The sequence below is a fragment of the Streptomyces sp. NBC_00873 genome, assembly GCF_045207415.1.
Lineage (GTDB): Bacteria > Actinomycetota > Actinomycetes > Streptomycetales > Streptomycetaceae > Streptomyces.
Window position 1 is genome coordinate 4,800,098 of sequence record NZ_CP108803.1, and the last position, 25,189, is coordinate 4,825,286.

General features: G+C 71.8%; 19 protein-coding genes. 7 read left to right on the forward strand and 12 right to left on the reverse strand.

All coding sequences use genetic code 11. The features are described 5' to 3' along the window. Positions 1 to 25: 25 nt before the first annotated feature. From OH809_RS22110 to OH809_RS22120, 3 genes are all read right to left on the reverse strand, one after another. Complete coding sequence (locus OH809_RS22110) at positions 26 to 5,050, reverse strand: DNA repair ATPase (RefSeq protein ID WP_406515480.1); 5,025 nt, start codon at positions 5,048 to 5,050, stop codon at positions 26 to 28. A 280-nt stretch (positions 5,051 to 5,330) separates the two neighbouring features. Beyond that, positions 5,331 to 7,445 carry a flotillin family protein gene (locus OH809_RS22115; RefSeq protein ID WP_406420747.1) on the reverse strand — a complete coding sequence of 705 codons (2,115 nt, stop codon included), beginning with the start codon at positions 7,443 to 7,445 and terminating at the stop codon, positions 5,331 to 5,333. Positions 7,446 to 7,507: 62 nt separating this feature from the next. Then, positions 7,508 to 8,167, reverse strand: a complete 660-nt coding sequence (locus OH809_RS22120) for a hypothetical protein (protein ID WP_406420746.1) — start codon at positions 8,165 to 8,167, stop codon at positions 7,508 to 7,510. 301 nt (positions 8,168 to 8,468) lie between these two features. On the opposite strand from OH809_RS22120, the gene OH809_RS22125 reads away from it, so the two are divergent. Then, positions 8,469 to 9,539 (forward strand): PucR family transcriptional regulator, encoded by a 1,071-nt coding sequence (locus tag OH809_RS22125; protein ID WP_406425051.1) that lies wholly within the window; start codon positions 8,469 to 8,471, stop codon positions 9,537 to 9,539. Between the two features lie 453 nt (positions 9,540 to 9,992). Continuing rightward, on the forward strand, positions 9,993 to 11,549 hold the full coding sequence (locus tag OH809_RS22130) for an MFS transporter (RefSeq protein ID WP_406420745.1): 1,557 nt from the start codon (positions 9,993 to 9,995) through the stop codon (positions 11,547 to 11,549). A gap of 285 nt (positions 11,550 to 11,834) precedes the next feature. On the opposite strand, the gene OH809_RS22135 is transcribed toward OH809_RS22130, so the two are convergent. After that, on the reverse strand, positions 11,835 to 12,290 hold the full coding sequence (locus OH809_RS22135) for a tellurite resistance TerB family protein (RefSeq protein ID WP_030931413.1): 456 nt from the start codon (positions 12,288 to 12,290) through the stop codon (positions 11,835 to 11,837). A gap of 164 nt (positions 12,291 to 12,454) precedes the next feature. Here OH809_RS22135 and OH809_RS22140 point away from each other — a divergent pair, with 164 nt between their 5' ends. Together OH809_RS22140 and OH809_RS22145 are read left to right on the forward strand one after the other, a co-directional pair. Further along, on the forward strand, positions 12,455 to 12,913 hold the full coding sequence (locus OH809_RS22140) for a BlaI/MecI/CopY family transcriptional regulator (protein WP_406420744.1): 459 nt from the start codon (positions 12,455 to 12,457) through the stop codon (positions 12,911 to 12,913). A 3-nt stretch (positions 12,914 to 12,916) separates the two neighbouring features. Next, positions 12,917 to 13,858 (forward strand): M48 family metalloprotease, encoded by a 942-nt coding sequence (locus OH809_RS22145; protein WP_406420743.1) that lies wholly within the window; start codon positions 12,917 to 12,919, stop codon positions 13,856 to 13,858. Between the two features lie 78 nt (positions 13,859 to 13,936). Here the strand turns inward: OH809_RS22145 and OH809_RS22150 are convergent, their stop codons facing one another. From OH809_RS22150 to OH809_RS22175, 6 genes are all read right to left on the reverse strand, one after another. Beyond that, on the reverse strand, positions 13,937 to 15,178 hold the full coding sequence (locus OH809_RS22150) for a cation:proton antiporter (protein WP_406420742.1): 1,242 nt from the start codon (positions 15,176 to 15,178) through the stop codon (positions 13,937 to 13,939). A 2-nt stretch (positions 15,179 to 15,180) separates the two neighbouring features. Then, the gene (locus OH809_RS22155; RefSeq protein WP_406420741.1) at positions 15,181 to 15,651 is read right to left on the reverse strand and encodes a cation:proton antiporter regulatory subunit; all 471 of its coding nucleotides are present in this window, start codon (positions 15,649 to 15,651) and stop codon (positions 15,181 to 15,183) included. Between the two features lie 232 nt (positions 15,652 to 15,883). Next, positions 15,884 to 17,338, reverse strand: coding sequence for a flotillin family protein (locus OH809_RS22160; protein ID WP_406420740.1), 1,455 nt, complete (start codon positions 17,336 to 17,338; stop codon positions 15,884 to 15,886). A gap of 53 nt (positions 17,339 to 17,391) precedes the next feature. Next, entirely contained in the window at positions 17,392 to 17,901 is a 510-nt protein-coding gene (locus tag OH809_RS22165) for a hypothetical protein (protein WP_406420739.1), read from the reverse strand. Between the two features lie 106 nt (positions 17,902 to 18,007). Further along, positions 18,008 to 18,475: a peroxiredoxin family protein gene (locus OH809_RS22170; protein ID WP_406425049.1), complete on the reverse strand. Its 468-nt coding sequence runs from the start codon at positions 18,473 to 18,475 to the stop codon at positions 18,008 to 18,010. A 9-nt stretch (positions 18,476 to 18,484) separates the two neighbouring features. Further along, positions 18,485 to 19,153 (reverse strand): TetR/AcrR family transcriptional regulator, encoded by a 669-nt coding sequence (locus tag OH809_RS22175; RefSeq protein ID WP_406420738.1) that lies wholly within the window; start codon positions 19,151 to 19,153, stop codon positions 18,485 to 18,487. A 69-nt stretch (positions 19,154 to 19,222) separates the two neighbouring features. Here OH809_RS22175 and OH809_RS22180 point away from each other — a divergent pair, with 69 nt between their 5' ends. The 3 genes from OH809_RS22180 (at position 19,223) to OH809_RS22190 (ending at position 22,896) form a co-directional block, all read left to right on the forward strand. Then, positions 19,223 to 20,665 (forward strand): MFS transporter, encoded by a 1,443-nt coding sequence (locus tag OH809_RS22180; RefSeq protein ID WP_406420737.1) that lies wholly within the window; start codon positions 19,223 to 19,225, stop codon positions 20,663 to 20,665. Positions 20,666 to 20,755: 90 nt separating this feature from the next. Next, on the forward strand, positions 20,756 to 22,468 hold the full coding sequence (locus tag OH809_RS22185) for a SpoIIE family protein phosphatase (RefSeq protein WP_406420736.1): 1,713 nt from the start codon (positions 20,756 to 20,758) through the stop codon (positions 22,466 to 22,468). A gap of 38 nt (positions 22,469 to 22,506) precedes the next feature. Further along, positions 22,507 to 22,896, forward strand: coding sequence for a hypothetical protein (locus OH809_RS22190; protein WP_406420735.1), 390 nt, complete (start codon positions 22,507 to 22,509; stop codon positions 22,894 to 22,896). 44 nt (positions 22,897 to 22,940) lie between these two features. On the opposite strand, the gene OH809_RS22195 is transcribed toward OH809_RS22190, so the two are convergent. Continuing rightward, the gene (locus OH809_RS22195; RefSeq protein ID WP_406420734.1) at positions 22,941 to 23,789 is read right to left on the reverse strand and encodes a GNAT family N-acetyltransferase; all 849 of its coding nucleotides are present in this window, start codon (positions 23,787 to 23,789) and stop codon (positions 22,941 to 22,943) included. A gap of 47 nt (positions 23,790 to 23,836) precedes the next feature. Beyond that, positions 23,837 to 25,183 (reverse strand): hypothetical protein, encoded by a 1,347-nt coding sequence (locus OH809_RS22200; protein ID WP_406425046.1) that lies wholly within the window; start codon positions 25,181 to 25,183, stop codon positions 23,837 to 23,839. Positions 25,184 to 25,189: the final 6 nt, after the last annotated feature.

A 25,189-nucleotide genomic window follows, 5' to 3' on the forward strand; every position in this document is an offset into this window, starting at 1 on the left:
CGGGTGTTCGACTCATTCCGGCCGGTCAGTGATCTTTGTGTGTCGTCGGAGTGCGTGGAGCCGCGTGCCGGGCGGACCGCTCCGGGCTCGCGAGCAGATGACGTGGGTCCGATGCGCGGACGATCGCCGCCTCGACCGCCGCGATCCGGTCGGAGAGCAGGTCCAGTGCCGCGACCGCCCGTGAGACGGTGTCTCCGCTGCTCGGATGGGTTCGTGAGTTCGGGGAGAGGGCGCCGTCCGGGCCGCCGAGCGCCTGGGTGCGTACGTACGAGGCGGTGATCGCCGCCCATCGGTCCGCCTGTTCGGCGGTGAGGGTGCCGCGCAGAGCCGCCAGTTTCAGCAGGTTGGACTCGGCGCCCGTGGTGAGTGTCTGGGCCTCGCCCGCGTAGTGGTCGTCGATGACGGCGGCCAGTTCGGCGTCGTTCATCACGGGCACGATCCGCTCGGCGATCTTGTTCATGTTGCGGTACGAGCCCTGCAGCCGGAAGGGCGGCTCGGTGCGCGTCGCGTCGGTCTGCGCGGCCGAGGCGATGTACGCGGCGTTCACGGCGAGAACGGTGTCGCGGGCGGTCACGAGGTGGCGCAGGACCGCGGTGATCCTGTCCAGCTCGGCGGGGGTGTACGGGTGGTCGAGGCGGTCCGCGCGCGCGATGGGGTCTCCCCTGCTCGAACGGAGTTGAGAGCTTGGGGAAGGGTCCGTGCCGGAGGCCAGGCGGACGAGCAGCGCGAGGTCCTCGCGGGAGCGGCCGGCGAGGGGGGCCAGCACCGGGTTGGCGGTCAACGCGTTCTCGATGAAGCTCAGCGCGAAGACGTCGTCGCGGCCGCTCAGCACCTCGCCCAGGTTCCACACGTCGGCCCGGTTCGCGAGCATGTCCGGGATCCGGAACTGTTCGCCGGACTCGGTGTACGGGTTGCCCGCCATGCACACCGCGAACCGCTTGCCCCGCAGGTCGTAGCTGCGCGGCTCGCCGCCCCGGACGCCCTCGATACGGCGGGTGGCGTCACAGAGGGGGATGAACTTCTGGAGCAGTTCGGGTGACGTGTGCTGGATGTCGTCCAGGTAGAGGAGTGTGTTGTTGCCCGCCTCCAGTGCGAAGTTGATCTTTTCGATCTCCCGGCGGGCGGTCGCGCTGCGTGCCTGCGCGGGGTCGAGGGAGGTCACGTCGCGGCCGAGCGACGGGCCGCTGATCTTGACGAGGACCAGGCCGAGCCGGTCGGCGACGTACTCCATGAGTGTCGTCTTGCCGTAGCCGGGCGGCGAGACGAGCAGCAGGAGGCCCTGCGAGTCGGTGCGCCGGTCGGCGTCGGCTGTGCCGAGCTGCTTGGCGAGGCTGTCGCCGATCAGCGGCAGGTACACCTCGTCGAGGAGCTGATTGCGGACGAACGCGGACATCACGCGTGGCCGGTGGTCGTCGAGTCGCAGCCGGGCGCGTTCGGCGGTGACGAGGGCGGTGCGGGTTCGCTGGTAGGCGCGGAAGCCGGGGGCGGTGCTCGCACGGAACTGCTGCGTGCGGGCGAGGAGTTCATCGAGCCGGACGGTCAGGCGGCCACGGTCGACGCGCGGATGGGTGCCCAGCAGGCCGTCCACGGTCGCCGAGAGCGATGCCTCGCAGTCGTAGCGGGTGAGCTCCGGCTCCGGGCAGAGTTCGACGGCGACCGCCTCGGCGAGATCACCGCTCGGGAGGTCCGTTCCGCTCGCGGAGGCGTACGAGGTCAGCCAGCCCTCGACGAGCTGGCGGCGAGCGGGGAGGTCGTCGCGGAGGGCCTCCAGATCCTCGTCGTACGCCGAAGTGCCGGTCGTGCGTCGGAACTTGTCCAGGAAGGTGCGGGCGGTCGCGCTCGTGACGAACCCGGCGGGGCCGGAGGTCAGCTCCTCGAAGAGGTACGCGGCGGTGGCGTGCGCGTCATCGGTCCCGATCCTGGTGGCCCACTCCTCCTGGAGTGCGGTGATCGCGGGCGCCAGGCCGAACGTCTCGCGGGCCCGGGCCAGGGACGCAGCCCGGCGCGTCCACGAGGCGCGGAGGGCGCCGTCCGTGTCGTGCGCCCAGAAGAGCTGCGCCGCCGCCCGTACGGAGGGCGGGACGCGCAGCAGGCCGGCGCCGGCGTGCAGTCGCAGCAGTGTGGTCAGGATGGCGGTGGCGTCCTCGTCGTGGACGCCGCGCTGATATCCCTCGTCGTACGCGGCCGCAGCCGACTCCCTGACGAGAAGGGCGAGGTCGGCCGGTTCGCGGGCGGCCAGTGCATCCGCGCCGTGCTCGTCCAGGAGGCGGGCTGCGAGGTGTTCGGCGCGGTAGACGGACGGGGACTCCGAGGGCAGCAGCTGGTCCCAGTACGGGCGGGTCGCCTCGAACGCCGGGTCGGTGACCGGAGCCCGGTAGTCGGTTCCGGTGACGGCGAACGCGAGCCGGTCCCCGGAGGGCACGAGCGTCAGGTCGAACGGCTGGGTGTTCACGGCGAACCGGTGCCGGCCGAGCCGGATCGTCGCCCCGTCGTCCGCGTACAGCTCGCTGCGGTCGCGCAGGGCCCGCCCCGCCTCCTGGCGGGCCGCCTTCAGCCGTCCGTCGAGTTCCTCGGCCCGCACCGGGTCGCCGAGTCCGCGCAGTTCGTCCGCCGTGCGCCGGACCTTGGCGACCATCGGGTCGGAGGCGAAGTACGTGTGGACGGCGTCCAGGTCCGGGAGGGCGGACAGCCGCCGGGAGACGGTTTCCAGGACCCGGGCCGCGGAGTCCGCCAGCCGTTCGGCGCGGCGGGCGCGGTCATCCTGCAGCGTCTGCTTACGGGCCGAGAACGCCTCGTACACCTCGGTCCGCCGCTCGGCCAGCTCGGCGAGGAAGTCGTCGTACTCGGCGAACCGGGACTCCAGGTTCTCCAGCTGAAGCAAGAGCCGGGCCAGTTGTTCGTCGCACGCGTCGGGGGAGTCCGCGGCGGCCAGCGCACCCGTGACCGCCTGCCCGAGCAGGGCGAACTCGGCGGCGAACTCCGCCCGCCCCTCGTGATCGAGGAGCTCGCGGCGGCGCGCGTCGAGCGTGGCCCGGGCCCGGTTCACACCGCCGAGGACCTCGGCGATCCGTTCCAGGATCGATGTGCGGACGGTCGCGTCCCCGATGTCGAGCCCGGCGACGACATCGGTGACCGTCGCGAGCCCGTCCGTCATCTCGGTCAGCCGGTCGCCGAGCGCGGTCGCGTCGGCGACGCTGGCGAGCGCGGACGCGTCGGCGGTGAGCTGCTCGATGTCGTGGTGGTAGCCCGTGAACGCGTCGGCCCGGCTCAGGAACGCGACCGCGCGCTGGGCGGCGGAGGTGAGATCGGCGGTGGTGGCCGCCGTCAGCTCGGCGATCCGGTCGGTGTCCGCGTACCGCATCTCGCCGAGCGTCGCCAAGCGGCCGTGCGCGTGGCGCAGTTCGGTGAGCTGGGAGACCCAGGCGGCGGCCGAGCGCGGGGCTTCGCCGCGGATGCGGCGGACGAGCGCGGTGAGGTGGTCCGCCGCGCCGGTGAGTGCCTCGGCGGCCTGCCGGGTCAGCTCCTGCACCGTCTCGAACTCGGTGAGGACCTGCTGTGCGGTGTCGTGGAGGGCGGTCAACGGGTCGCTGAGCGAGCCGAGTTCGGGGTCGGTGAGCCAGTGGTAGCGGTCGGTGGTGCGGATGCAGTCGGCGACCAGCCGGGCGTACACGGCCGTGGTCGGCGTGGTCCGCGTCGCGCTGTTCGCCAGGGCGAGACAGTCGGAGACGCCGCGTACCAGGTCGGCGTTGCCGACCCGGGCGAGCGGACCCGTCCCGGCCGGGCGGGAGGCGGCATGGGTGTCGGAGACGTACGGGGTCCGCCAGCGCTGCACCGCGTGCACACGGGCCGGCTCGGCCGACGCGGTGTCCTTGAGGAGGACGAGGCTGCCGTCGTCGAGCAGCGCGTGGCCGCGGCAGAGCAGCGGGGTGGCGACCTCCTGGCGGATCAAGTTGTACGGGAGGAGCAGGCCGCGGCCGCCGTCGCGGGAGCGGAAGAGGTAGAGGACGTCCTCGCCGTTGGGGGAGCGGACGGCCCCCTCGAAGACCGGGTCGGCGAGCGGTTCGGCGAGGTCGAAGGTCTTGGCGGCGCCGGTGGTGAGGTACGTGCCGCCGGGGAAGATGATCCCCTGGTCCTCCGGCAGCCGGTGGCAGGCGGGCCCGATGGCGTCGAGGCGCAGCACGGTGGAGAGCAGCGTGTTGAAGACCAGGTGGCGCCAGGCGTCCTCGTTGTACGGGCGGATCCGCAGCAGGATCAGGGGGCCGACCTCGGCGTACTCGACGTCGGCGTCGGCGAGGGACTGAAGGGGTTCGGTGACCGGCTCCTCGTAGATCCCGTGCGGTGTGTCGGTGTCGTCGGCCGTCTTGACGGTCAGGGTGCCGCCGAGCGTGTCGACGAAGAGCGCGCCGCTGCCGCCGATCGCGATGTGCGGGTGGCGGCCGGGGATGTGCGACTCGCGGCCCGCCGCGGTCCAGGTGAAGTCGTGCGACGGCGGGAAGACGTGGTCGCGGTCGCCGCGCGCGTCGAGGAACGCGCCGGGGGAACCGTCCGGGGTGAGCGCCCAGCGCAGTACGCGGATGTCGTCGGCGGTCTCGCCGGTACGGAACACGGCGAGGAGCCGCCCGTCGACGCGGCGGAGACGGAGCAGGCGGGCGTCGCGGTAGTAGCGGTGCAGGGTGGTGAACTCGCGTACGAAGGCCTCGTCGGCGAGGAGAGCGTCCCGGCCGGGTGACAGATCGGGTCCGTAGAGGGTGAGTACGTCCCCGACCTCGGCGTCGCCGCGTGCGCCCGGTCCTCGCTCGAAGCCGAACAGCAACTGCCCGCCCACGGCGACGAGATCGCGGGGCACGGAAGGGCGCTCCGTACGGATCCGCTCGGTGGCCAGGAGATGGAGCCACGTCGAACCGAACTCCTCGGTGCGGCGGGTGTTGAGCGCTTCGGCGCGGTGGGTGAGCTCGGTGGCCTGGGCGGTGAGGCGGCGCCGCAGTACGTCGTAGGTGCCGGCGTCCACATCGCCGCGGGGCGGCGCGGTGAGTGTGGTGTCGCTGTCCATGCGTACGGCTCCCTGCGGGGTTGTGTGGTGCGGGCCTTCCGGGTGTGGCCTTGAACGGTCACCGGGTTGCGAGGCCTTCGGCCCCGCGTTGTCCTCAATCGCCGGACGGGCTTGATTTGTACGCCCGTCCGGCAAAAACCAGCCCGCCCGGCTACTTTCAGCCCGTCCGGCTTTTGGGGGCGGACGGTTCGCGGGGCGGGCGTCCAGCAAAAACAAGCCTGTCCGGCGTTTGAGGACAGAACGGTCACCGGACGGCCCCGGTCACCGCCCGCCCCGCCCCCTACGCGACCGGCGTCCCGTTCCGCGAGGCCGGTGCATCAAAGACGCCCGTCAGCGCCCCGACCGACAGATCCGCGAGGCCCAACGCGCGGGCAGAATCGAGAAGTTGCTGCATCCGGCCAGTCTCGGCCCCCACCCCCGGCGCCTGCATCATCCGCATCAGCAGCGCCGACACCGTCAGGTTCTGCACATCGCCCGTCGAGACCGACCCGAGCACCCGCGTCAGGTCGTCCGTGAATGACGACGACCCGTTCAGCCACGGGCCTGCGAGTGCCTTCGCGGTGTCCGAGTTCTCCACGAACCCGTCCACGCTCTTGCCGAGCGAGATCGACGAGACGAGCCGGTCGAAGAAGACCGAATCCCCGCCGACGATGTCGATGTCCGCGTTCTCCAGACCGGTGGCCAGGACCGTCGCCTGCGCCTCGGCGACCTGCCGCTGCACATCGAGGCCGGCCAGCCGGATCTCCTTCTCGGCGGCGAGCCGCAGCCGGTACTCCTCGTGCCCGCGCGACGCGTCGTCCAGCGCCGCCATCGCGGCCGCCTTCTCAGTGAGTCCGGCCGCCTCCGCCTTCAGCTTCTCGCCGATCATCGCCGCGTCCGCCGTGGCCTGCGCCTGCGTGCCCTCGGCTGTGGCGAGAGCCTTCAGCCGCGCACCCTCGGCCTCGGCCTTGAGCCGGGCGGACGTGGCCCCGGCCTCGGCGAGACCGGTCTTCTCGATGACATCGGCCGCCGCCTCGCGTACCTGCACCTCGGCAAGTCCGGGCGCCGCGGACTCCGCCTGGACGCCTTCGGCGAGCCGCAGCTTGGCCCGGGCGTCGAGGTCCGCGCTCTTCAGCCGGGCCTCGGCGAGAGTCAACTGCTCCGCCGCCCGGTGCGTGGCCGCCGCCTCGGCCGCCTCCGCCGCCTTGATGTCCTTGACCAGCTTCTCCTGGGCCTCCGCCTCGGCTGCGATGATCACCGACTTGCGGGTGCGCTCCGACTCCTCGACCGCCCGCAGCGTCTTGATGGACTCCTCCTGCTCGGCGACCGTTCGGTCCACCGCGATCCGCTCCCGGATCACATCGGCGACCTCGCGGCGCTCGGCCTCGACCTCCTTCGTCGCGGCGATCCGGTTCAGCTCGGTCTGCCGTTCGCGTCCGATGACCTCGATCAGCCGGTCCTTCTCGATGCGCTCGTTCTCCACCGCGATGACCCGCTCACGGTTCTTCTGCGCGACGGCGATCTCCCGCGCCTGGTTCTCGCGCTGGATGCCGAGCTGCTCCTCGGTACGGATGAACGCGGTCTGCGCGCCGAGCCGTTCCTCCTCCTGGACCCGGGCGGTGGCCGCCTCCTCGCGGGCCCGCAGCGTCTCGACCTCGCGCCGCTGCTTGATCTCGGCCTCGGCCTGCCGGCGCTCCAGCTCCAGGATGGTCTCGCGGGCGTCGACGTTCTGCCGGGTGATCTCCTTCTGCTCGGTGCGCTGGTACTCGTTGGTGCGCACGTGCTCGATCGCCGTCAGCTCGGTGATCTTACGAATGCCTTGCGCGTCGAGGATGTTGGCGCCGTCGAGCTGCGCCATCGGTGTCTGCTCCAGGTGGTCGATCGCCGCGTCGTCGAGGTGGTAGCCGTTCAGGTCGGTGCCGATGACCCGGATGATGCGGTCCCGGAACTCCTCGCGCTTGGTGTAGAGATCGACGAAGTCCAGCTGCTTGCCGACCGTCTTGAGCGCCTCGGCGAACTTCGCGGCGAAGAACTCCTGGATGGCGGCCTTGTCGCTGGCCCGCTCGGTGCCGATGGACTGGGCGACCTTGATGACGTCCTCGACGGTCTTGTTCACCCGTACGAAGAAGTTGATGTGGATGTCGGCGCGGATGTTGTCCTGGCAGATCAGGCCCTCGCGCCCGGTGCGGCGCAGCTCGATCGTCTTCACCGAGATGTCCATGTACTCGGCCTTGTGCAGCACCGGCAGGACGACGGCTCCGGTGAAGGTCACGTCGACCTTCTTGGTCTTGGAGATGATCAGGGCCCTGCCCTGTTCGACCTTGCGGAAGAGCCGGCCGATGACGAGGAGCAGGGCGATCGCGATGAGCAGGACCACGGCGACGAGCACACCGAAGCCCAGGGAGATTGCATCCATGACAGTCCTTGGCGGCTGGTGAGGAAGGTGAGAAGTGCGGGGCACCCGGCGGTGCGGGCGGCTCAGCGGGTACGGCGTCGGGTGCGCGGCAGCGGCCGTGGGGGCTTCGGCGGTCCCGGGTCGAGCGTCACGTCGTACGGCGAGACCCAGAAGAACTCACCCTCGTCGTCGTACGCGTACAGGAGCCCCGCACTGCCCGCCGTGAACGCCGCCTCATCGGTCTGCCGCAACAGCCTGACCTGCACCATCGCGGTCGAACCGTCGGCCGCCGCGACCTCGGCCTGGCCGAAGTCGGAGCTGACGGAGCCGGTACGGACGGTGCAGACCCGGCCGAGGAAGTCCTGCCGGGACGGCGGGGGTTCGGCCGGGAAGTGGCGCCGGTATCGGCTGACGAGGACCCGGACCACGGCCCAGGAGATCAGCAGCGCCCCGGCGAGCACGGCACAGGCGAGCGCGGCCCGGGCGGTGCCGGTGACCGCGCTGCGGAGCAGCAGGACGGAACCGGTCAGGCTGGTGAACCAGGCGACGGCGACCATCACGGACACCGAGACGGCGACCGGCACACCTCCGATCCCGGCCAGGTCGGTGTCGAGGTCGGCGTCGAAGGAGTGATGGTCGGCCGCGCCCGCCAGGACCAGCAGCCAGAAGCAGATGACGACGATCAGAGCGGCGCCGAAGAGGACGGCGGGGAAGGAGGATGCGGCTCTCAGGAATTCCTGCATCGGTCCACTCCCCTGCCTGTCGGTGGGGGTGCGGTGGATGGGACGTCCGGCGGTGACTCCGGTAGCCGCGACACCGCCGACATGCGGCGTCGCGGCTACCGGGTCGTCCCCCCCCCGTCCCGTATCCCCCGTATTCCCCCGTGTTCCCCCGGTTGGTGCTGGGCCTGATCATGACAGCCGACGCCGTCGTATCGCACTGCCGGAATCCGGCAATCTTTGTACGTCTTTGATGCCGGGCACCGACACCTGCTCATATGCGTTGAGTGGGTGTCAGTAACGCATCAGAACTGGAGGCATGGGCGTGCCGGAGCCGGAGATTCCCGACGAGTATCTGGGGGAGTACGCCCACATCCTGGAGGAGGTCGCGGCGACCGGCCGCCGGCTGACCCGCGACGAGCTGGACGCCCGCCGCACCCTGGGCCGGGAGGCGGCCGAGGCGGGATTCCAGCTGCGCGCCCTGGTCGGTCTCCATCTGGCGGCGACCCGCACCGCCTGGCCGCGCGCCACAGCCGCGCACCCCGCGTCCACCGACTGCGTGCTGGCCGCGGTCGAGCAGGCCGTCGACGCGTTCGCCGAGGGGTTCGAGCGCGCCCAGCGGCTCACCGTGCGGCGGGAGGAGGCGGCGCGCCGCGAGTTCATCGACGATCTGCTGTACGGGCGCAGCGATTTGGGCCGGCTCGCCGAGCGGGCCACCCGCTTCGGGCTGCGGCTGTCGCGCGCTCACGCGGTCGCGGTGGCGACGGGCCCGGAGGCGTACACCGAGACGGATGCGGTGCCCCGCATGGTGGAGGCGGCGCTGCTCGCCCGCTTCGACGGCCGGAAGATCCTCCTCACGACCAAGGACGGGCGCCTGGTCTGCATCGCCCCGGGCGCCCAGCCGGACGTCCTGCGCTATTTCGCCAAGCAGGCGCATGCGGCGACGGACGGCGGCATGGTCGCGGTCGGCCGCCCGCACCGGGGTCCGGGCGGCGTCGTCCAGTCGTACGACGAGGCGCTCGACGCGCTCGATCTGGCGGACCGGATGGACCTGGGGGAACCGGTGCTGTACGCCGCCGACCTGCTGGTCTATCCGGTGCTGACCCGGGACCGGCAGGCGATGGCCGATCTGGTGCGCAGTGAGCTCGGCCCGCTCCAGAAGGCGCGAGGCGGCGCGGAGCCCTTGCTGAAGACGCTCGCCGCCTACTTCGACGCGGGCTGTGTCGCCGCCGAGACGGCCCGTCGGCTGGCGTTGAGCGTGCGGGCACTCACCTACCGGCTGGAGCGCATCCATCAGCTGACCGGCTCCGACCCGTCCGATCCGATGCACCGCTACACGCTGCAGACCGCGGTGATCGGTGCCCGGCTGCTGGACTGGCCCGCCAAGGAACTCTGACGGCCCAGCCGGGACCAGCCAGGTCCTATGGGGTGTCCCGTCATCCCTGGCGGGCGCACGACGACAGCTGCGGCACCTCGCCGCGTTGTCGGAACGCCCGGATACGCCTCGTACGAGGACGCCCCTCCGCCTTAGGGCTGTCCCGTAATTCCTGACGGGCGCACGACGACAGCTACGGCACCTCGCCGCGTTGTCGGAACGTCCGAATACATCCAGTATGCGGACGCCCCTCCGCCTTGCGATGCACCGCATCTGACGCCGCGCGCTGTCCCGCCAGGGATTACGGGACAGCCCTTTGCGACGCACCGCATCCGACGGCGCGCGCTGATCCGCCATCGGGGATGACGGGACAGCCCTTGGCCCCGGCGCCCCTCCCCGCATGCGGGGATGCGGACCTGCCCTTAGCGTGGGTCCGGGGGATTTCGGGGGTGAGCACCGAGGGAGACCCGGACCATGGCTCGTCACTCACGTCATGCGCGGGAGCCTGTCGAGGGGGAGCCCTCCGCGAGCGGCGCGAGAGGGACCGCCACCTCCCCGCCGCCGCGCCCCGTATCCGACCGTGAGCGCGGCCCGTCGCGCCGGTGGTGGGTGCTGGCGGTGATCGGTCTGGCCCAGCTGATGGTGGTGCTGGACGCCACCATCGTGAACATCGCCCTGCCCTCGGCCCAGCAGGACCTCGGCTTCTCCGACGGCAACCGCCAGTGGATCGTGACCGCGTATGCCCTGGCCTTCGGCTCGCTGCTGCTGCTCGGCGGCCGGATGGCCGACCTGGTGGGCCGCAGGATCGCCTTCCTGACCGGTCTCGTCGGCTTCGCGGTCGCGTCGGCGATCGGCGGCGCCGCCCCGAGCTTCGAGGTCCTGGTCTTCGCCCGGGCACTCCAGGGCATGTTCGGCGCGCTCCTCGCCCCGGCCGCGCTCTCCCTCCTCACCACGACGTTCACCGTCCCGAAGGAGCGCGCCAAGGCGTTCGGGATCTACGGCGCGATCGCGGGGACGGGCGGCGCGGTGGGGCTGCTGCTCGGCGGGGTTCTCACCCAGTACCTGAACTGGCGCTGGTGCCTGTACGTGAATCTGCTGTTCGCCCTGGTCGCCTTCCTCGGCGGCATCCGGCTGCTCGCCGCCGGTGCCCCCGCCGACCGCCCCAAGCTCGACGTCCCGGGCACCGTCCTGGTCTCGGCGGGACTCTTCTGCATCGTGTACGGATTCTCCAACGCCGAGTCGCACCCATGGGGTTCACCGGACACCTGGGGCTTCCTGCTGGCGGGCGGTGTGCTCCTGGCGGCGTTCGCCTGGTGGCTGACGCGGGCCGCGCATCCACTGCTGCCGCTGCGGGTGGTGCTGGACAGGAACCGGGGGGCGTCGTACCTGGCGATGTTCATCGCCGGCGGCGGCATGTTCGGCGTCTTCCTGTTCCTCACGTACTACCTGCAGAGGACTCTGTACTACTCGCCGGTGACCACCGGTCTCGCTTTCATCCCGATGGTCTGCTTGATGATCGCGACGTCGATGACGACGACCAATGTGCTGGTGCCGCGCTTCGGTGCGAAGCCGATCGTGCCGCTCGGCATGGGCATCGCCGCGGCCGCCATGGTGTGGATGACCGGCCTGGACCTGACGAGCAGCTACCCCACCTATGTGCTGCCCGCCCTGCTCGTCCTCGGCCTGGGTCTCGGCGCGATCTTCGCCACGGTGATGAACCTGGCCACGTACGGGGTGGCCGCCCGCGACGCGGGTGTGGCCTCGGCGATGGTCAGCACCAGCCAGCAGGTGGGCGGCTCGATCGGCACGGCGCTGCTGAACACCCTCGCCACCAGCGCCGCCATGAACTACCTGTCCGACCGCCCGGTGACTCCTGCCAATGCCGCCCGGGCCCAGCTGCAGAGCTACTCCACCGCGTACTGGTGGTCGGCGGGCTTCTTCCTCATCGGGCTGGTGGTGACGGCGGTCCTGTACCCCAGGGGCGCACCCCGGACCCAGGTGGTGGAGGAGTCGGCCCCGGTCCGCGCCTGACGACCGGGCCGGCTGCCCCGGACCTCGCCCTGCACGCCGACGTCCCGCCGCCGCATTTCGTCCGGCGACTCACGCCGTACGAGGATCCGCGCGGTCCCGTCCGACGCCGACTTGACGCAGGACCCCGCCTCCGTGACGCGATGCGTAGGAAACACGGAGGCGGGGTCCTGGGTGGGCGGCCGGGGAATCGCACGGGGGAGTTGCGTTCCTCGGCCTGGCCGGGTGCGGTCCGATGGTCAGTCGGGCCGCGGGGTGCTCCCGGCGGTCGGTGGGGCCGCTGAGGCCCTAGAGGTCGAACTCGTGCGGCGGAAGGTCGAGCGCGAAGCACGCCTCCCGGACGACGGCCTGCTCCGACTTGTCGAAGTCGCCGTCGGCGCCGCCGATGACGATGCCGATCTGGATGACGGCACGCGCCTCGGCCGGCTTCTTCTTCGCCTTGCCGATCTCCTGGAGCACGCTGACCTTGCCGAAGGCGAAGTCGGCGGTGAGCTTGTTCACGTACTCGTTGAAACGCCGCTGCAGATCGTCCGCAGGGAAGTTCTGGAGCACCTCGTTGGAGGCGATGAGCGAGGCGACGCGCTGGCGCTCGGACGGGTCGATGGAACCGTCGGCGGCGGCGACCAGGGCGCACATGGCCATGCTCGCGTCGCGGAACGCACCGCTCTTCAGGTCGTTCTTCTTCGCCTCGAGCTGCGACTGCATCGTCGTCGCGGATTCCTTGATCCGATCCCACAGTGCCATGACGTCTCCATACGTTGCTTGCGTTGCGTTGCCGGAACGAGATCCAACTCTACAGACGTGTAGAAGTTAGCAGGATGATCGCCCGCTGTGCCCGGGAACCGGCCTTCAGTACGATGCTGCGACGCCGTGGGCGACGCGGCATCGCACGAAGGGCAGTCACCACGATGGACACGGCCGGGGCCAGCCACCACCCGCACAACGAACTGCCCGACGACAACGTGCCCCCGGCGGGCCCCGCCTCCGACGGCCGGCGCCCCCGCAAGCGCGGACAGGGCGAGCTGGAGGCCCAGGTCCTCGCCGTTCTGCGCTCGGCGAACGGCCCCGCGACGGCGGGCTGGGTGCAGGAACACCTCGACGGCGACCTCGCGTACACCACCGTCATCACGATCCTGTCCCGTCTGTACGGGAAGAAGTGCGTGACCCGTGCCCGCCAGGGCCGCTCCTACACCTGGACGCCCGCCTCCGACGAGGCCGGTCTCGCCGCGCTGCGGATGCGCCGGGTCCTGGACGGCGAACCGGACCGCGAGGCCGTACTCGCCCGGTTCGTCTCGGCGCTGTCCCCGGGCGACGAGGAACGCCTGCGCACGCTGCTGGCGCAGACGACGGAGAAGGACGAGGACTGACCCATGGGCGTCTTTGTCTACCTGCCCCTCGTACTGCCGCTGACCGCGCTGCCGATCGCGCGCCTCGCCGAACAGCATCTGCACCCGCGCAGCGCCACCCGCCTGCTGGCGGCCGTCGGCACGACGCTCGCCCTGTGCAGCACGGTGTGCCTGGCGCTGCTGATGGTGGTGGGCACGGCCCAACTCCCCGGCAACCCGCTGCCGGACGGCTGGTCGGACCCCGAGGTGCGTGCGGCGGTGCCGTACGAGGAGAAGGCGGGCATCGTCGCGATCGGGGTGCTGGCGGCGGTGGTCGTGGCCTGCGGGTCGGCAGTCCACCGCCACGTACGCCAACGCGTCCGCGCCACACGGGCCCTGCAGTCCCTCCCGGAGCAGCCGTCCGCGGTCGCCGTGCTGCCGGACCCGGAGCCGTACGCGTACGCACTTCCCGGCGCCCCCGGCCGGGTGGTCGTGTCGACGGCGATGATGGAGTGTCTGAACGCCCGCGAACGCCGGGCGCTCGTCGCCCACGAGCAGGCCCATCTGGCCGCCCGTCACCACCGCTACCTCCTGGCCACCCAACTCGCCGCGCGCGCCAACCCGTTCCTGCTGCCGCTGCGTACGGCGGTGGCGTACAGCACGGAACGGTGGGCGGACGAGGAGGCGGCGCAGGCGGTCGGTGACCGGCGGGCGGTGGCGGGCGCGGTCGGCAAGGCGGCGCTCTTCGCGCACCGTTCCCGGACCGCCCCGCCCGCGTTCGCCGCGTTCGCGGCGGTGGGCCCGATCCCGCGCCGGGTCGCAGCCCTCCTGGAGCCGGTCCCGCCGACCCGGCTGTGGCCCCCGTCGTCCGCGCATGTCGCCTTGGCGGGACTGGTGGCCACCGTCGGAACCACGGTGTCGGCGCTGTCGTCGCTGAACGCGACGGTGACGCTGGTGCGGATCCTGCACGAGGCGACCCCGCTCTGAGAGCGGTTCAGACCGACCGGCAATTGGGGGGGCGGCGTCACGGGGCTGGGGCACGCACCTCCCAATGGCCGGTCGGTCTCAGTCGGCGGCCGAGACGTGTTCGACGACAGGCATCTCCGTGCGGGCGACGGGCACAGTGCCCCCGGGCGCACCGCCCCCGCCGCCGCCCCGCCACGTCCGGATCCTGGTGACGACGGGCTGGGTCCAACGGGCGGTGAGCGGACCGACGATGACGAGAATCAGGACGTACGCGGTGGCGATCGGCCCGATACGGGGCTCGGTCGCCACGGCCAGACCGGCGATGACGATGGAGAACTCGCCGCGCGCGACCAGCGTCCCACCCGCCCGCCACCGTCCGCGTGACCCGATCCCGGCGCGCCGGGCGGCGTACCACCCGGTGCCGATCTTGGTGAAGACGGTGACGACGGCCAGCAGCAGCGCGGGCAGCAGCACCGGCGGAATGTCGGACGGATCGGTGGAGAGACCGAAGAACACGAAGAAGACGGCGGCGAACAGATCGCGCAACGGCGTCAGCAGCTTACGGGCCCCCTCCGCGACCTCCCCCGAGAGCGCGATCCCGACGAGAAACGCCCCCACGGCCGCGGACACCTGCAACTGCTGTGCCACACCGGCCACCAGGACGGTCAGCCCGAGGACCACGAGGAGTAGCATCTCCGGATTGTCGGAGGACACGGCCCGGCTGATGAGCCGGCCGTGCCGCAGCGCCACGTAGAGAACCAGACCGACGGTACCGAGGGCGACCAGCAGGGCGATGCCGCCCCCGGCCAGGCCGGCGCCGGCCACCATCGCGGTGAGCAGCGGCAGATAGACGGCCATCGACAGGTCCTCGATGACGAGAACCCCGAGAATGACGGGCGTCTCCCGGTTCCCGAGCCGCCCCAGATCGGTGAGCACCTTCGCGATGACCCCGGACGAGGAGATCCAGGTGACCCCGGCCAGCGCGACGGCCCCCACGGGCCCCCACCCGAGCAGCAGCGCGGCCACCGCGCCGGGCGTCGCATTGAGCACGAAGTCGACGGCCCCGGACGGGTATTGCGTCTTCAGGCTGGTCACCAGCTCGGACGCGCTGTACTCCAGCCCCAGCAGGAGCAGCAGCAGGATGACGCCGATCTCGGCGCCGACGGCGGTGAACTCCTCACTGGCACCGAGGGGCAGCAGCCCCCCGTCCCCGAACGCCAGCCCGGCCAGCAGGTAGAGCGGAATCGGCGAAAGCCCTATCCGCCCGGCGAACCGTCCGATGATCCCGAGCCCCAAGATGACGGAGCCGAGCTCCACCAGCAGTGCGGTCGTGTCGTGCACGGTCAGCCCTCCGCAATGATCTCGGAGAACGCGTCGACGCCCTCACGCGTACCGACGACGACCAGCGTGTCCCCGATCGCCAGCCGGAAGTCCGGCCCGGGCGACGGATGCGCACTGTGCGTCCGCAGCACGGCCACGACCGACGCCCCGGTCCGCGTCCGGGCCCGGGTGTCCCCGAGCAGCCGGCCCCCGTACGGGGAGCGCGACCCGAGCGGTATGTGCTCGGTGACGAGATCGATGCCCTCGGTCCGTACGGCGTCGATGGGCGCGGCGTCGATGAGGTGGGCGAGTCCGGTCGCCTCCTGCGGAGTCAGGGCCACGGAGAGCTGACACGAATCGGGATCGTCGCGCTCGTAGAACCCGATGAACCGGCGCCCGTCGTGGTGGACGACGACGGAGATGTGCTGTCCCGACTCGGTGATGTAGTCGTACTGCACACCGACTCCGGGCAGCGTGGTCCGGTGGGTTCCCATGGCTTCCTCCCGAGGCGCGCGGCGACAGGGCGACGCACTTGGTGATCTCTTTAACCTTCCATTACCTTAACCGGAGGCTTCCGCCGCCTGGTGTCCGCGCGCACGGAGACCCGGCTCACCTGCGGATACGGCGTGATCGGTGCGTGGCCCCCGGGAGGCGGCCGAGGTCCGGACGCAGCTGTGCCCGGCGGTCCGCTGCTCACCGCCGGGCACGTGGGGATCGGGAACGGCGTCAGTCGGTGATCTCGATCGTGCCGTTGGCCGATGTCGATGCCGTGGCCGGGGCCTGCGCCGGGATCTCCGCTGCGGCGTCCGAAGTCGACCCGCCCTTCAGGTTCTTCAGCAGTGCCGCCAGGTCGACGCCCGTCGTGGCGTTGAGCAGTTCCATGCCCTGCGCGACGTTGTCCGCGACCGTGCGCGACAGCTGGCTCGCGCCGTCCGTCGAGATGACCGTCATCTTGTCGATGGCGCTGAGTGGTTCGGCGGCCTTGGCGACGACGTGCGGGAGTACCTCGACCAGCATCTGGAGCACCGCCGCGTCGCCGTACTGGGCGAACGCGTCCGCCTTCTTCTGCATGGCCTCGGCCTCGGCCGCGCCCTTCGCGGCGATGGCGGCGGCTTCCGCCTCGCCCTCGATGCGGACGGCGTCGGCGAGCGCCGAGCGGTGGAGCTTCTCGCCCTGACCGGTGAGGCGGGAGCGTTCCGCGTCCGCCTCGGCCTCCTTGACCTGGGCGATGCGGCGGGCCTCTGCCTCCTGCTCGGCCTGGTAGCGGGCGGCGTCGGCGGGCTTGCGGACCTTGGTGTCGAGCTCACGGTCGGTCAGGGCCGCCTGGCGCTGGGCGACCTTCTCCTGCTCCTCCAGGACTTCCTGCTGGCGGGCGGCCTCGGCGAGCGGGCCGGCGGCGTTGGCCTTGGCCGCCGCCGCTTCCGTCTCGGCCTTGATCTCGGCCTGCTTGAGGTAGAACGTCCGCTCGGCGATGGCGATTTCCTCGGCGGCCTTCAGGCGGGCCTGCTCGGACGCGCGCTTGGCGATCGCCTCGGCGATGTCCGCCTCCTGCTTGGCGCGGGCGGCCTCGGGGCGGCCGAGGTCTTCGAGGTAGGAGCCCTCGGTGGTGATGTCCTGGATCTGGAAGGCGTCCAGGATCAGGCCCTGGCCGGAGAGGCTGGCCTCGGCCTCCTCGGCGACCTGGCCGGCGAACGCGGCGCGGTCGCGGATGATGTCCTCGACCGACATCCGGCCGACGATGGCGCGCAGCGCGCCGGAGAGTACCTCCTGGGTGAAGCCGACGATGCCGTCCTGCTGCTGCAGGAACCGCTGGGCGGCGGCCCGGATCGCATCCTCGTTGCCCCCGACCTTGACGATCGCGACGCCTTCGAGGTGGGACTTCACACCGCGCAGGGTGACGGCTCCGCGCACGGCGACCGGGATGTGCCGGCTGGAGAGGTCCAGGGTGAACTTCTGCTGCACGAACGGGACGACGAAGACGCCGCCGCCGACGACGACCTTCTGCCCGCTGTTGTCGATGCTGGTGCGTCCGGTCACCGGGTCGGTCGACTTCTTGCCGCGCCGGCCGGTGATGATGAAGGCCTCGCTGGGCCCGGCGACCTTGTAGCGGGTGATCACCACGAGGCCGAGGAGTACGAGGAGTACGACGACTCCGACGACGGCGGTCACAACTGGGCTCATAAGAGGTCCCCCCTGCCTCCCGAACGGGGACGGCAGCTCGGTTCAGTGGGTGGTCAGCGCTCGACGGGGCGGACCGCGACCGAGGTGGTCGAGAGTGCGGCCTCCACCCAGATCTCGGTGCCGCGTTCGACCGGCACCGGGCTCTTCGCCGCGAGTTTCACGGGCTGGCCCGCGAGCCGCAGCAGGACCTCGCCGTAGCCGTCGGCCGGGATGGCCGTGACGACGGACCCGGACGTGCCGACCAGATCGGCGCCCCGCGGTGTGGCGGCGGTCTGGTCGCGCATCAGGGCGCGGCTGAACTTCCAGGTCAGCCAAGCCGCGACCAGTCCGGCGAACAGCCCGGCCGCGGTCGCGGCGACCGTACCGGCACCCGTGGTGCCGAGCACGATCGCGCCGCCGAAGCCGAGCATCGAGAGGAATCCGGCAATGACGGGGAGGGACAGGAGGCCGTCGAAGAGCCCGTCGAGTACGCCCCCGAAGAGCCCTTCGAGGATTCCGTCGAAGATCAGGGAGAGGGCGAGGAGTACGACCCCCGCAATGCCCAGACCGAGAAACAAGGTCATGTGATCACCTTTCCCGATCTGCGGAATCCCCCGGATGTGTCCGTCGAGCTGGCTGGATGATGCCATACACACTCGGGCCGTGACATTGCCGGGGTCCGGCAATCTTTTACTCGCTCTTGATGCCGGAGATGTGGTCGGCGAGCGTGTCCAGCGACTGGAAGGTGGCCCCGAGGACCGCGACATGCTTCCACCGCAGCACCCAGTCCGGCCCGATCAGGAACACGGCGCGGCACACCCCGATCCCGGGCGCCATGATCCCGTGCGCCCGGGCGACCTCCCGCCCGGTGTCCGCGAGCAGCGGCATCCGCAGACCGTAGGTGCGGGCGAACGGCTCGTGACTGTCCACACCCTGTGGACTGATTCCCCGGACCTCCGCGTCGAGACCGGTGAAGGTCTCCATGCCGGAGGAGTACGAGCAGAGCTGCTTGGTGCGGACGGCCGTGTTGTCGCCGGGGTGGAAAGCGAGGACGACGGTACGGCCGCGGGCGTCCGAGAGCGTGTGGTCGCGGCGTTCGAACCCCGCACCCCAGATGCCTCCCGGGCCGTCGCCGCATTCTGCCGGGGCCTCTGACAGCGGGGGCGTTCAGCCGGTGGGCCCCGCCGGGGCGTAGTGGCCCAGGAACATGTCGACGCCGCTGGTGATCAGGCGGTCCGTGACCGGGTCGTCGATGGCCGTGCCGTACGAGCTGAAGACCAGGTGCGGGAAGACCAGCAGCGCGTACAGCTGGATGATCGCCGTCTCCAGGTCCGGAATGGTCAGGCGGCCCCGGTCGGCGAGGGCGCGCAGGGCGTCGGCGACGGCGGGGTGGTGGCCCTCGGGGCCGTGGCCCTGCCAGGCGTCCGCCAGCTCCGGGAAGCGGTGCAGTTCGGCGGCGACGAGGTTGCGCAGGGCGATGACGTCGGCGTTGTCGCGGACGGCGGCCACCCAGGTGCGGGCCGCCTCGACGAAGGCGGTGCGCAGGTCGTCGGCGTCGGCGAGTCCGGCCAGTGCGGCGGCCGAAGGGCCGCCCAGGGGCTCGTCCAGTGCGCCCGCGATGACGGCCGTGAACAGCGCTTCCTTGCTGCCGAAGTGGTTGTAGACGGTCACCTTCGACACGCCCGCCTCGGCGGCGATGGCGTCCATCCCGACGCCGAACCCCTCCCGCAGGAACGCCTCACGGGCGGCCTCGACGATGGCCCGCCGCTTGGCCTCGGCGCGCGGTCCGCCGGGGGGCTGCTTGGCGTTCCCCCGGCGGCTGCTCTGCATGGTCATGGGGCAAGGCTAACAGCCAGTTGAACTGAACAGTTGAGTTCATGTGAACTGATCCGTACAGTTCAGTTCATGAGTCCGCATGAGACGCACGTACAGCATCCGGCCGAGCATCAGGCCGGGCATCCGCCCGCCCACCCGCGTCGATGGGCGACGCTCGCCCTCGTCTGCGTCGCGCAGTTCATGCTCGTCCTCGACGTCACCGTCGTGAACGTCGCACTGCCCGACATGGCCGCCGACCTGAACCTCGGCCGCGCCGCCCTGACCTGGGTCGTCACCGCCTACACCCTCTGCTTCGGCGGGCTGATACTGCTCGGCGGCCGGCTCGCCGACGCCCTCGGCGCGCGCCGCACCCTCCTGGCGGGGCTGGCCCTCTTCACCGTCGCCTCGCTGGGCACCGGGCTCGCCGACAGTGCCCCGGTGCTGATCGGGGGCCGGATCGCCCAAGGAGTGGGGGCGGCGCTGCTGTCGCCCGCCGCCCTGTCCCTCGGCACCACCTCGTTCCACGGCGCGGAGCGCAACAAGGCGCTCGGGGTGTGGGCGGCGATCGGCGGGACCGGGTCGGCGATCGGGGTGCTGCTCGGCGGTGCGCTGACCGGCGGTCCCGGGTGGCAGTGGGTCTTCTACATCAATGTGCCCGTCGGGATCGCCCTGCTCGCCGCCGTACCCGCCCTCGTCCCGGCGCGCGCCCCCCAGCCCTCCGCCCGGCTCGAACTGCCCGGCGCGCTGCTGGTCACGGCCGGGACCGGTGCGCTCATCCACGGACTGGTCGAGGCGGGGGACGCCGGGTGGGGATCGGCCGCCGTCCTCGTGCCGGTCGTGGGGGCCGTGCTCCTGTACGGGGCGTTCGCGGGCGTCGAGCGGGCGGCGAAGCAGCCGCTGATGGATCTGCGGATGTTCACCCGGCGGCCGGTGCTCGCGGGCGCGTTCCTGATGCTGGTCGCGACGGCGCTGCTGATCGCCTTCTTCTTCCTCGGGTCGGTCTATCTGCAGCATGCGCGCGGGTTCACCCCGATGCGGACCGGGCTGGTGTTCCTGCCGGTGGCCGTCGCGGTCGGGCTCGGCGCCCATCTGGGCTCGCGGCTGGTCGGGACGGTCGGCAGCCGCGGGACAGCGGTCGCCGGGATGGTGATCGCCGCCGCCGGTTCCGTACCGCTGACCCGGCTGGGAGCGGACAGCAGCGTGTACGGGGCGCTGCTGCCCGGTCTCTCCGTCGCCGCGCTCGGGCTCGGCGCGGTCTTCGTCACCGCGACCACGACGGCGCTGGGCATGGTCGGACACCGGGAGGCAGGGCTTGCGTCCGGGGTGATCAACACGTTCCACGAGGTGGGCGGCGCGATCGGGGTGGCGGTCGTCTCCACGGTCGCGGCAGCCGGGATCGAAAGGGGTGCGGTGGGCGGGTTCGCCGACGCGTTCACGGTCTGCGCGGCGGCGGCCGCGGCCGGTGCGGTCGTCGCGGTGGGACTGGTGCCGCGGGGGAAGCCGGAGACGGCGGCCGGGCCGCACGTGCACTGAAGCCCGCTGTGCGGATGCGGGGCGGGGCGCGGCGGCCGACGATGAAGACCGGGTAGTCGGGTGGTCCGGGCCCCGCCCCAGGAGGTTCCCTTGCAGACCGATGCGCATGCCGGCAGCCCGCCACCGCTCGACCTCGCGGTCCTGGCGGTGCTGCTCGACGGCACCACGGCAGGAGTGGGGGTCCTCGACACCCGGCTGCGCTACCTGTACGTGAACCCGGCCCTCGAACGGCTCAACGGCATCCCCGCCGCCGAACACCTCGGCCGCACCGTCTCCGACGTCCTGCCCTACGTCGACGCCCGGGAGGACATGATGCGGGCGGTCCTCGCCGACGGGAAACCCCGCGAGATCACGTCCAGCGGCTTCACGCCCGCGGCGTCCGGCACGGCCCGGCGGTACTGGCACGGCGCGTACCACCGGCTGGAGGTCGAAGGACAGGTGGTGGGCGTCGCCGGGATCGTGCTGGAGGTGATGGGGTTGGACAAGGAGCAGCGCGAACTGGAACAGGCGCGACGCCACCTCAACCTTCTCGACTCCGCGGTCACCCGGATCGGTACCACGCTCGACATGGACACCACCTGCGCGGAGCTCGTCGACCTTGTCGTCCCCGCGCTGGCCGACGTCGCAGCGGCCGAGGTCTTCCCGCCCGACGTGGCACCTCCCGTACGCCCCGCCCCTCCCGGCATGCTGCGGCTGCGCCGGGCCGCACTGGCGGCGGTCCCCGGGCTGCGGGAGGGGATGGCGGAGTTCGGGCTGGCCGGCGAGTACATCGACTACCAGGACGGCGCGGCCGTACAGCGCTGCCTGGCGACCAACCAGCCCGTCGTCCGGAACCTCACCGCCGACGATCTGCTCGGCCGCTCGGCAGCCAGTCCGGGACGGGTCGCCGCCTACCGCGCCCTCGGCATGCATTCGTCGGTCATCGTGCCGGTCGCCGTACGCAGCCGGCCGCTCGGCGTCCTCAGCCTGGTCAGGGCGGGGGACTCGCCGGCGTTCTCGGACGAGGACGTCGTCGTCGCCCGGGAACTCGCCGGACGGGCCGCGGTCGGTCTGGACCATGCCCGCCGTTACGCCCACGAGCACACCATCGCCCTGGAGCTCCAGCGCTCCCTGCTGTCCGAGCCGCGCCCGCCGCACCCGCACATCGAGATCGCCACCCGCTATCTGCCGGCCGACCGGAGCGTGATGGTCGGCGGCGACTGGTTCGACGTCATCCCGCTGCGGGACGGACGTCATCTGAAGGCGATCGGCGACGTGATGGGGCACGGGGTGGAGGCGGCGGTCGCGATGAGCCACTACCGCTCCCTGCTGCGGCTGCTCGCCGACGACGACCTCCCGCCGCACCGCATCCTGGAACAGCTCGACCGGATGGTGGAGCGGTCGGGCCCGGACCGGGCGGCGACATGTCTGCTGGCGGTCGTCGACCACTTCGGCGGGACGTACGAGGTGGCGAGCGCGGGGCATCTGCCGCCGGTGTTCATCGACCCGGGCGAGGCGGGGACCCGGGTGGGCGACGTACCGGTGGGGCCGCCGCTCGGCACCGGGTTCGGCGGGTACACGACGACGGCCGTGAAGGTCGGTCCGGACACGGTGCTGTTCATGTACACCGACGGTCTCGTGGAGCGGCGGGACGAGGACATCGACGTATCGGTGCGTCGGCTGGAGCAACTGACCCTGCCGGCGAGCGGAAGCCTCGACGATCTGCTGGACGAGGTGCTGGAGAGGTTCGGTCCGGGCGCGGAGGACGACATCGCGGTGCTTGCCTCGCGGAGACGGACCCGGACCCGGGAGGAGAGCGGGTAGCAGCCGCGTTGTCGGTGGGCGCTGCGAGGATCGGTGTCATGGAGACCTCGAAGCCGTTGCTGCTCGCCGATGTCGAAGCCGCTGTCCGCGCAGGTTGGGGTGCCGACACGACCACGCCCGGCCACCGGCCGCACTGGACTGCGGACAACCCGGCCCGGGACCAGTGCGGGGTCACCGCCTTGGTGCCGGGCGATCTGCCGGGCGGCGAGCTGATCCGCGGCGAGGTCCGGGTCGACGGTGAGCGCACCGACTTCCACTGGTGGAACCGGCTGGGCATGGGCGTGGAGATCGACCTCACGCGGGAGCGGTTCGGGCCGGAGGAGATCGTCACCGGTGGCACGGTGATACCCCGGCCGCCGGAGATCGTACGGCTGCGCGAGGAGTACGAGCTGCTCCGCGGCCGGGTGCTGGACCGGCTGGGGCGGTAGGGGGCGGACAGGGGCCAGGGGGCGGCGGTCAGGGCGTCCGTCGGTCAGCCGAGTTCCAGGCTGGTGATGCCGAACAGCCCGGTGTGGTCGACGTCCGGCGTCGGACCCGTGTACATGCGCGCTGTCTCGAACGACGGGGTGAGCCCCAGCTGTTCGGCGAGTCGGACCGCCGTCGGATTGATGTCGGGTACGTCGACGGCGATCTCCGTCTCCGGGTCAGTGGCCGAGAGGGCGCTCACCAGGGCGGCGGCCACCTCGGGCGACGTGGCGTGCAGCGGGCCGATGCGCGACGACGTACGGCACGGGCGCAGCACGGCGAAGCCCTGCACCTCCCCGTCGGCCACGGCGGCGAGAGCGGTGCGCATGGGGGCGGCGATCCACGGGGCCAGAAAACTGTCGCGCTCGGCGGGGAAGTAGCGGCGGTCGAAGGCGGCCAGCCGGTCGAAGGGGAGCGACCGGGCGTCGACGAGGGAGACGCCGGGCGGTGCGGTGATGTCCGTCGGCGGCAGCCCGACCCAGCGCATGTTCGTCCACGCCGGACGGAAGCCGGATTCACGGTAGTTGGACTGCTGGGCGACGACGCCGTCGAGTCCGACGTTGCGCCCGGCGAGCCGGTTCATTCCGGCGTGCCAGACCTGGATCCCGTAACCCCGGCCGCGCAGTTCCGGGCGGGTGAGATAGAAGCCCAGGAAGCCGAAGCCGGAGCCGTAACGGATGACGGAGACGGAGGAGACGGGCTCGCCGTCGAGTCTGCCGATCAGAAAGCCGCGCGGGTCGGTGGCGAAGAAGGCGTGGCTGTCGGTGCGGCCCGGATTCCAGCCCTCGGCGTGGGCCCACTCGCCCAGCATGTCGATGTCGGCGGCGCTTGCGGTGGTGATCTCGAATGTCGGCACGGGGCAACCTGTACCCGTGCGTGATCGGTTCAATGTGCTTCCCGAACTCACCACCCGGTCCAGAGCAGGTGGTTGACGAGCAGGGCGACGACCGCCTGCGCGGTCAGCCAGCCGCGGCGGGCGGACGGGGGGAGCAGTGCGGCGGCGGGCAGCAGCCAGAGGACGAACGGCTGCCAGATGCGTTCCGTCTCTGCCTTGCTCATTCCGGACATATCCGCGACGAGGAGGGCGAGGAGCGCGGCCAGGGCGAGGAGGCTCAGCCGCTGCGGTGCGGAGGTGGCGCCGGTGCGGACGGCGCGGACGGCGGAGGGGGCACCGGCCGCGGCCCGGCGGAGACCGGCGACGGTGGCGAGACCGGCGGCGATCGTGGTGGCCGCGAGGTTCCCCCAGACCCAGTAGGCGTACGGGCGGATCCCGCCGGCCCCCTGGTAGTAGCGCTCGACCAGCAGCCGGTACGCCTCCCACCAGTTGAAGCCCGCCAGGGTGAACGCGACCGGGACGACGAGCGCCCCGAGCAGGAGAAGCGGAAGGGGGCGCGCGGTGCGGGCGAGGAGAAGGACGGCGAGGAGCAGGAGTGCGATGAGCGTCAGGCCGTACGAGAGATAGCAGGTCAGGCCGTAGAGGAGGCCGGAGGCGAGGGCGGCCGCGGTGGCACGGCCCGGCCGGGTCCGGCGGGTTGCGGCCAGGGCGAGGAGGGCGACCGACCACGCGGCGACCGCGGCGAACCAGGCGTCCGCCGAGGCGCCGGTCCAGACCGCCATCGGCGCGAGGACGAGGAACGGGGCGGCGCGGCGGGCGAGGTGTTCGTCGGCGAGGGCGCGCACCGTGATCAGGGCGGCGACGACGGCGGAGCCGCCGAGCACGATGCACCAGACACCGGCCCAGCCGCCGCCGCCCAGTCCGATCCGGTCCAGCAGCACGAAGGTGAGCGTGGCGCCCGGCGGATGACCGGCGACATGGGCGGGCCAGTTGCCCGGGGGGCCGATCAGGATGTGCGTGTCGAATCCGCGCAGCGCTGCGCCGATATCGTCGAAACGGCTGATGACCTGCAGGTATTCATGCTTCGTGGTGAGCCGCTCGGCGATGCCCCGCCCCCAGCCGTCGATCATCGCCAGGGAGAAGATCCAGCCGAGGGAGGCTGCCCACGCGGTCGCGAGCAGACCCCGCCAGGGCAGCCGGTCGGCGAGGACCGGCCCGTACGCGACGACGGCCGCGGCGACGACCACGGCGGCCGGGGTGCCGGGGCCGGTGTGCGGGTACCAGGACGCCAGCAGGGGCGGCCAGTGGACGAAGAGGCTGCCGTCGGCGTCCTGGATCGCCCGGCCGATCAGCACGGCGGCGGTGACCAGCAGGACACCGGCGGCGGCGGCGATCAGGTCGAAGCGTCGGCCCATGGCGCG

Bases quoted from the DNA above. Each gene is read 5' to 3' on its own strand.
- OH809_RS22140 (WP_406420744.1), top strand. From the start codon at position 12,455: ATGGACACGGCCGGGGCCAGCCACCACCCGCACAACGAACTGCCCGAC.
- OH809_RS22165 (WP_406420739.1), bottom strand. From the start codon at position 17,901: ATGACCTTGTTTCTCGGTCTGGGCATTGCGGGGGTCGTACTCCTCGCC.
- OH809_RS22190 (WP_406420735.1), top strand. From the start codon at position 22,507: ATGGAGACCTCGAAGCCGTTGCTGCTCGCCGATGTCGAAGCCGCTGTC.
- OH809_RS22155 (WP_406420741.1), bottom strand. From the start codon at position 15,651: ATGGGAACCCACCGGACCACGCTGCCCGGAGTCGGTGTGCAGTACGAC.
- OH809_RS22120 (WP_406420746.1), bottom strand. From the start codon at position 8,167: ATGCAGGAATTCCTGAGAGCCGCATCCTCCTTCCCCGCCGTCCTCTTC.
- OH809_RS22175 (WP_406420738.1), bottom strand. From the start codon at position 19,153: ATGACCATGCAGAGCAGCCGCCGGGGGAACGCCAAGCAGCCCCCCGGC.
- OH809_RS22110 (WP_406515480.1), bottom strand. From the start codon at position 5,050: ATGGACAGCGACACCACACTCACCGCGCCGCCCCGCGGCGATGTGGAC.
- OH809_RS22200 (WP_406425046.1), bottom strand. From the start codon at position 25,183: ATGGGCCGACGCTTCGACCTGATCGCCGCCGCCGCCGGTGTCCTGCTG.
- OH809_RS22135 (WP_030931413.1), bottom strand. From the start codon at position 12,290: ATGGCACTGTGGGATCGGATCAAGGAATCCGCGACGACGATGCAGTCG.
- OH809_RS22145 (WP_406420743.1), top strand. From the start codon at position 12,917: ATGGGCGTCTTTGTCTACCTGCCCCTCGTACTGCCGCTGACCGCGCTG.
- OH809_RS22130 (WP_406420745.1), top strand. From the start codon at position 9,993: ATGGCTCGTCACTCACGTCATGCGCGGGAGCCTGTCGAGGGGGAGCCC.
- OH809_RS22160 (WP_406420740.1), bottom strand. From the start codon at position 17,338: ATGAGCCCAGTTGTGACCGCCGTCGTCGGAGTCGTCGTACTCCTCGTA.
- OH809_RS22115 (WP_406420747.1), bottom strand. From the start codon at position 7,445: ATGGATGCAATCTCCCTGGGCTTCGGTGTGCTCGTCGCCGTGGTCCTG.
- OH809_RS22180 (WP_406420737.1), top strand. From the start codon at position 19,223: ATGAGTCCGCATGAGACGCACGTACAGCATCCGGCCGAGCATCAGGCC.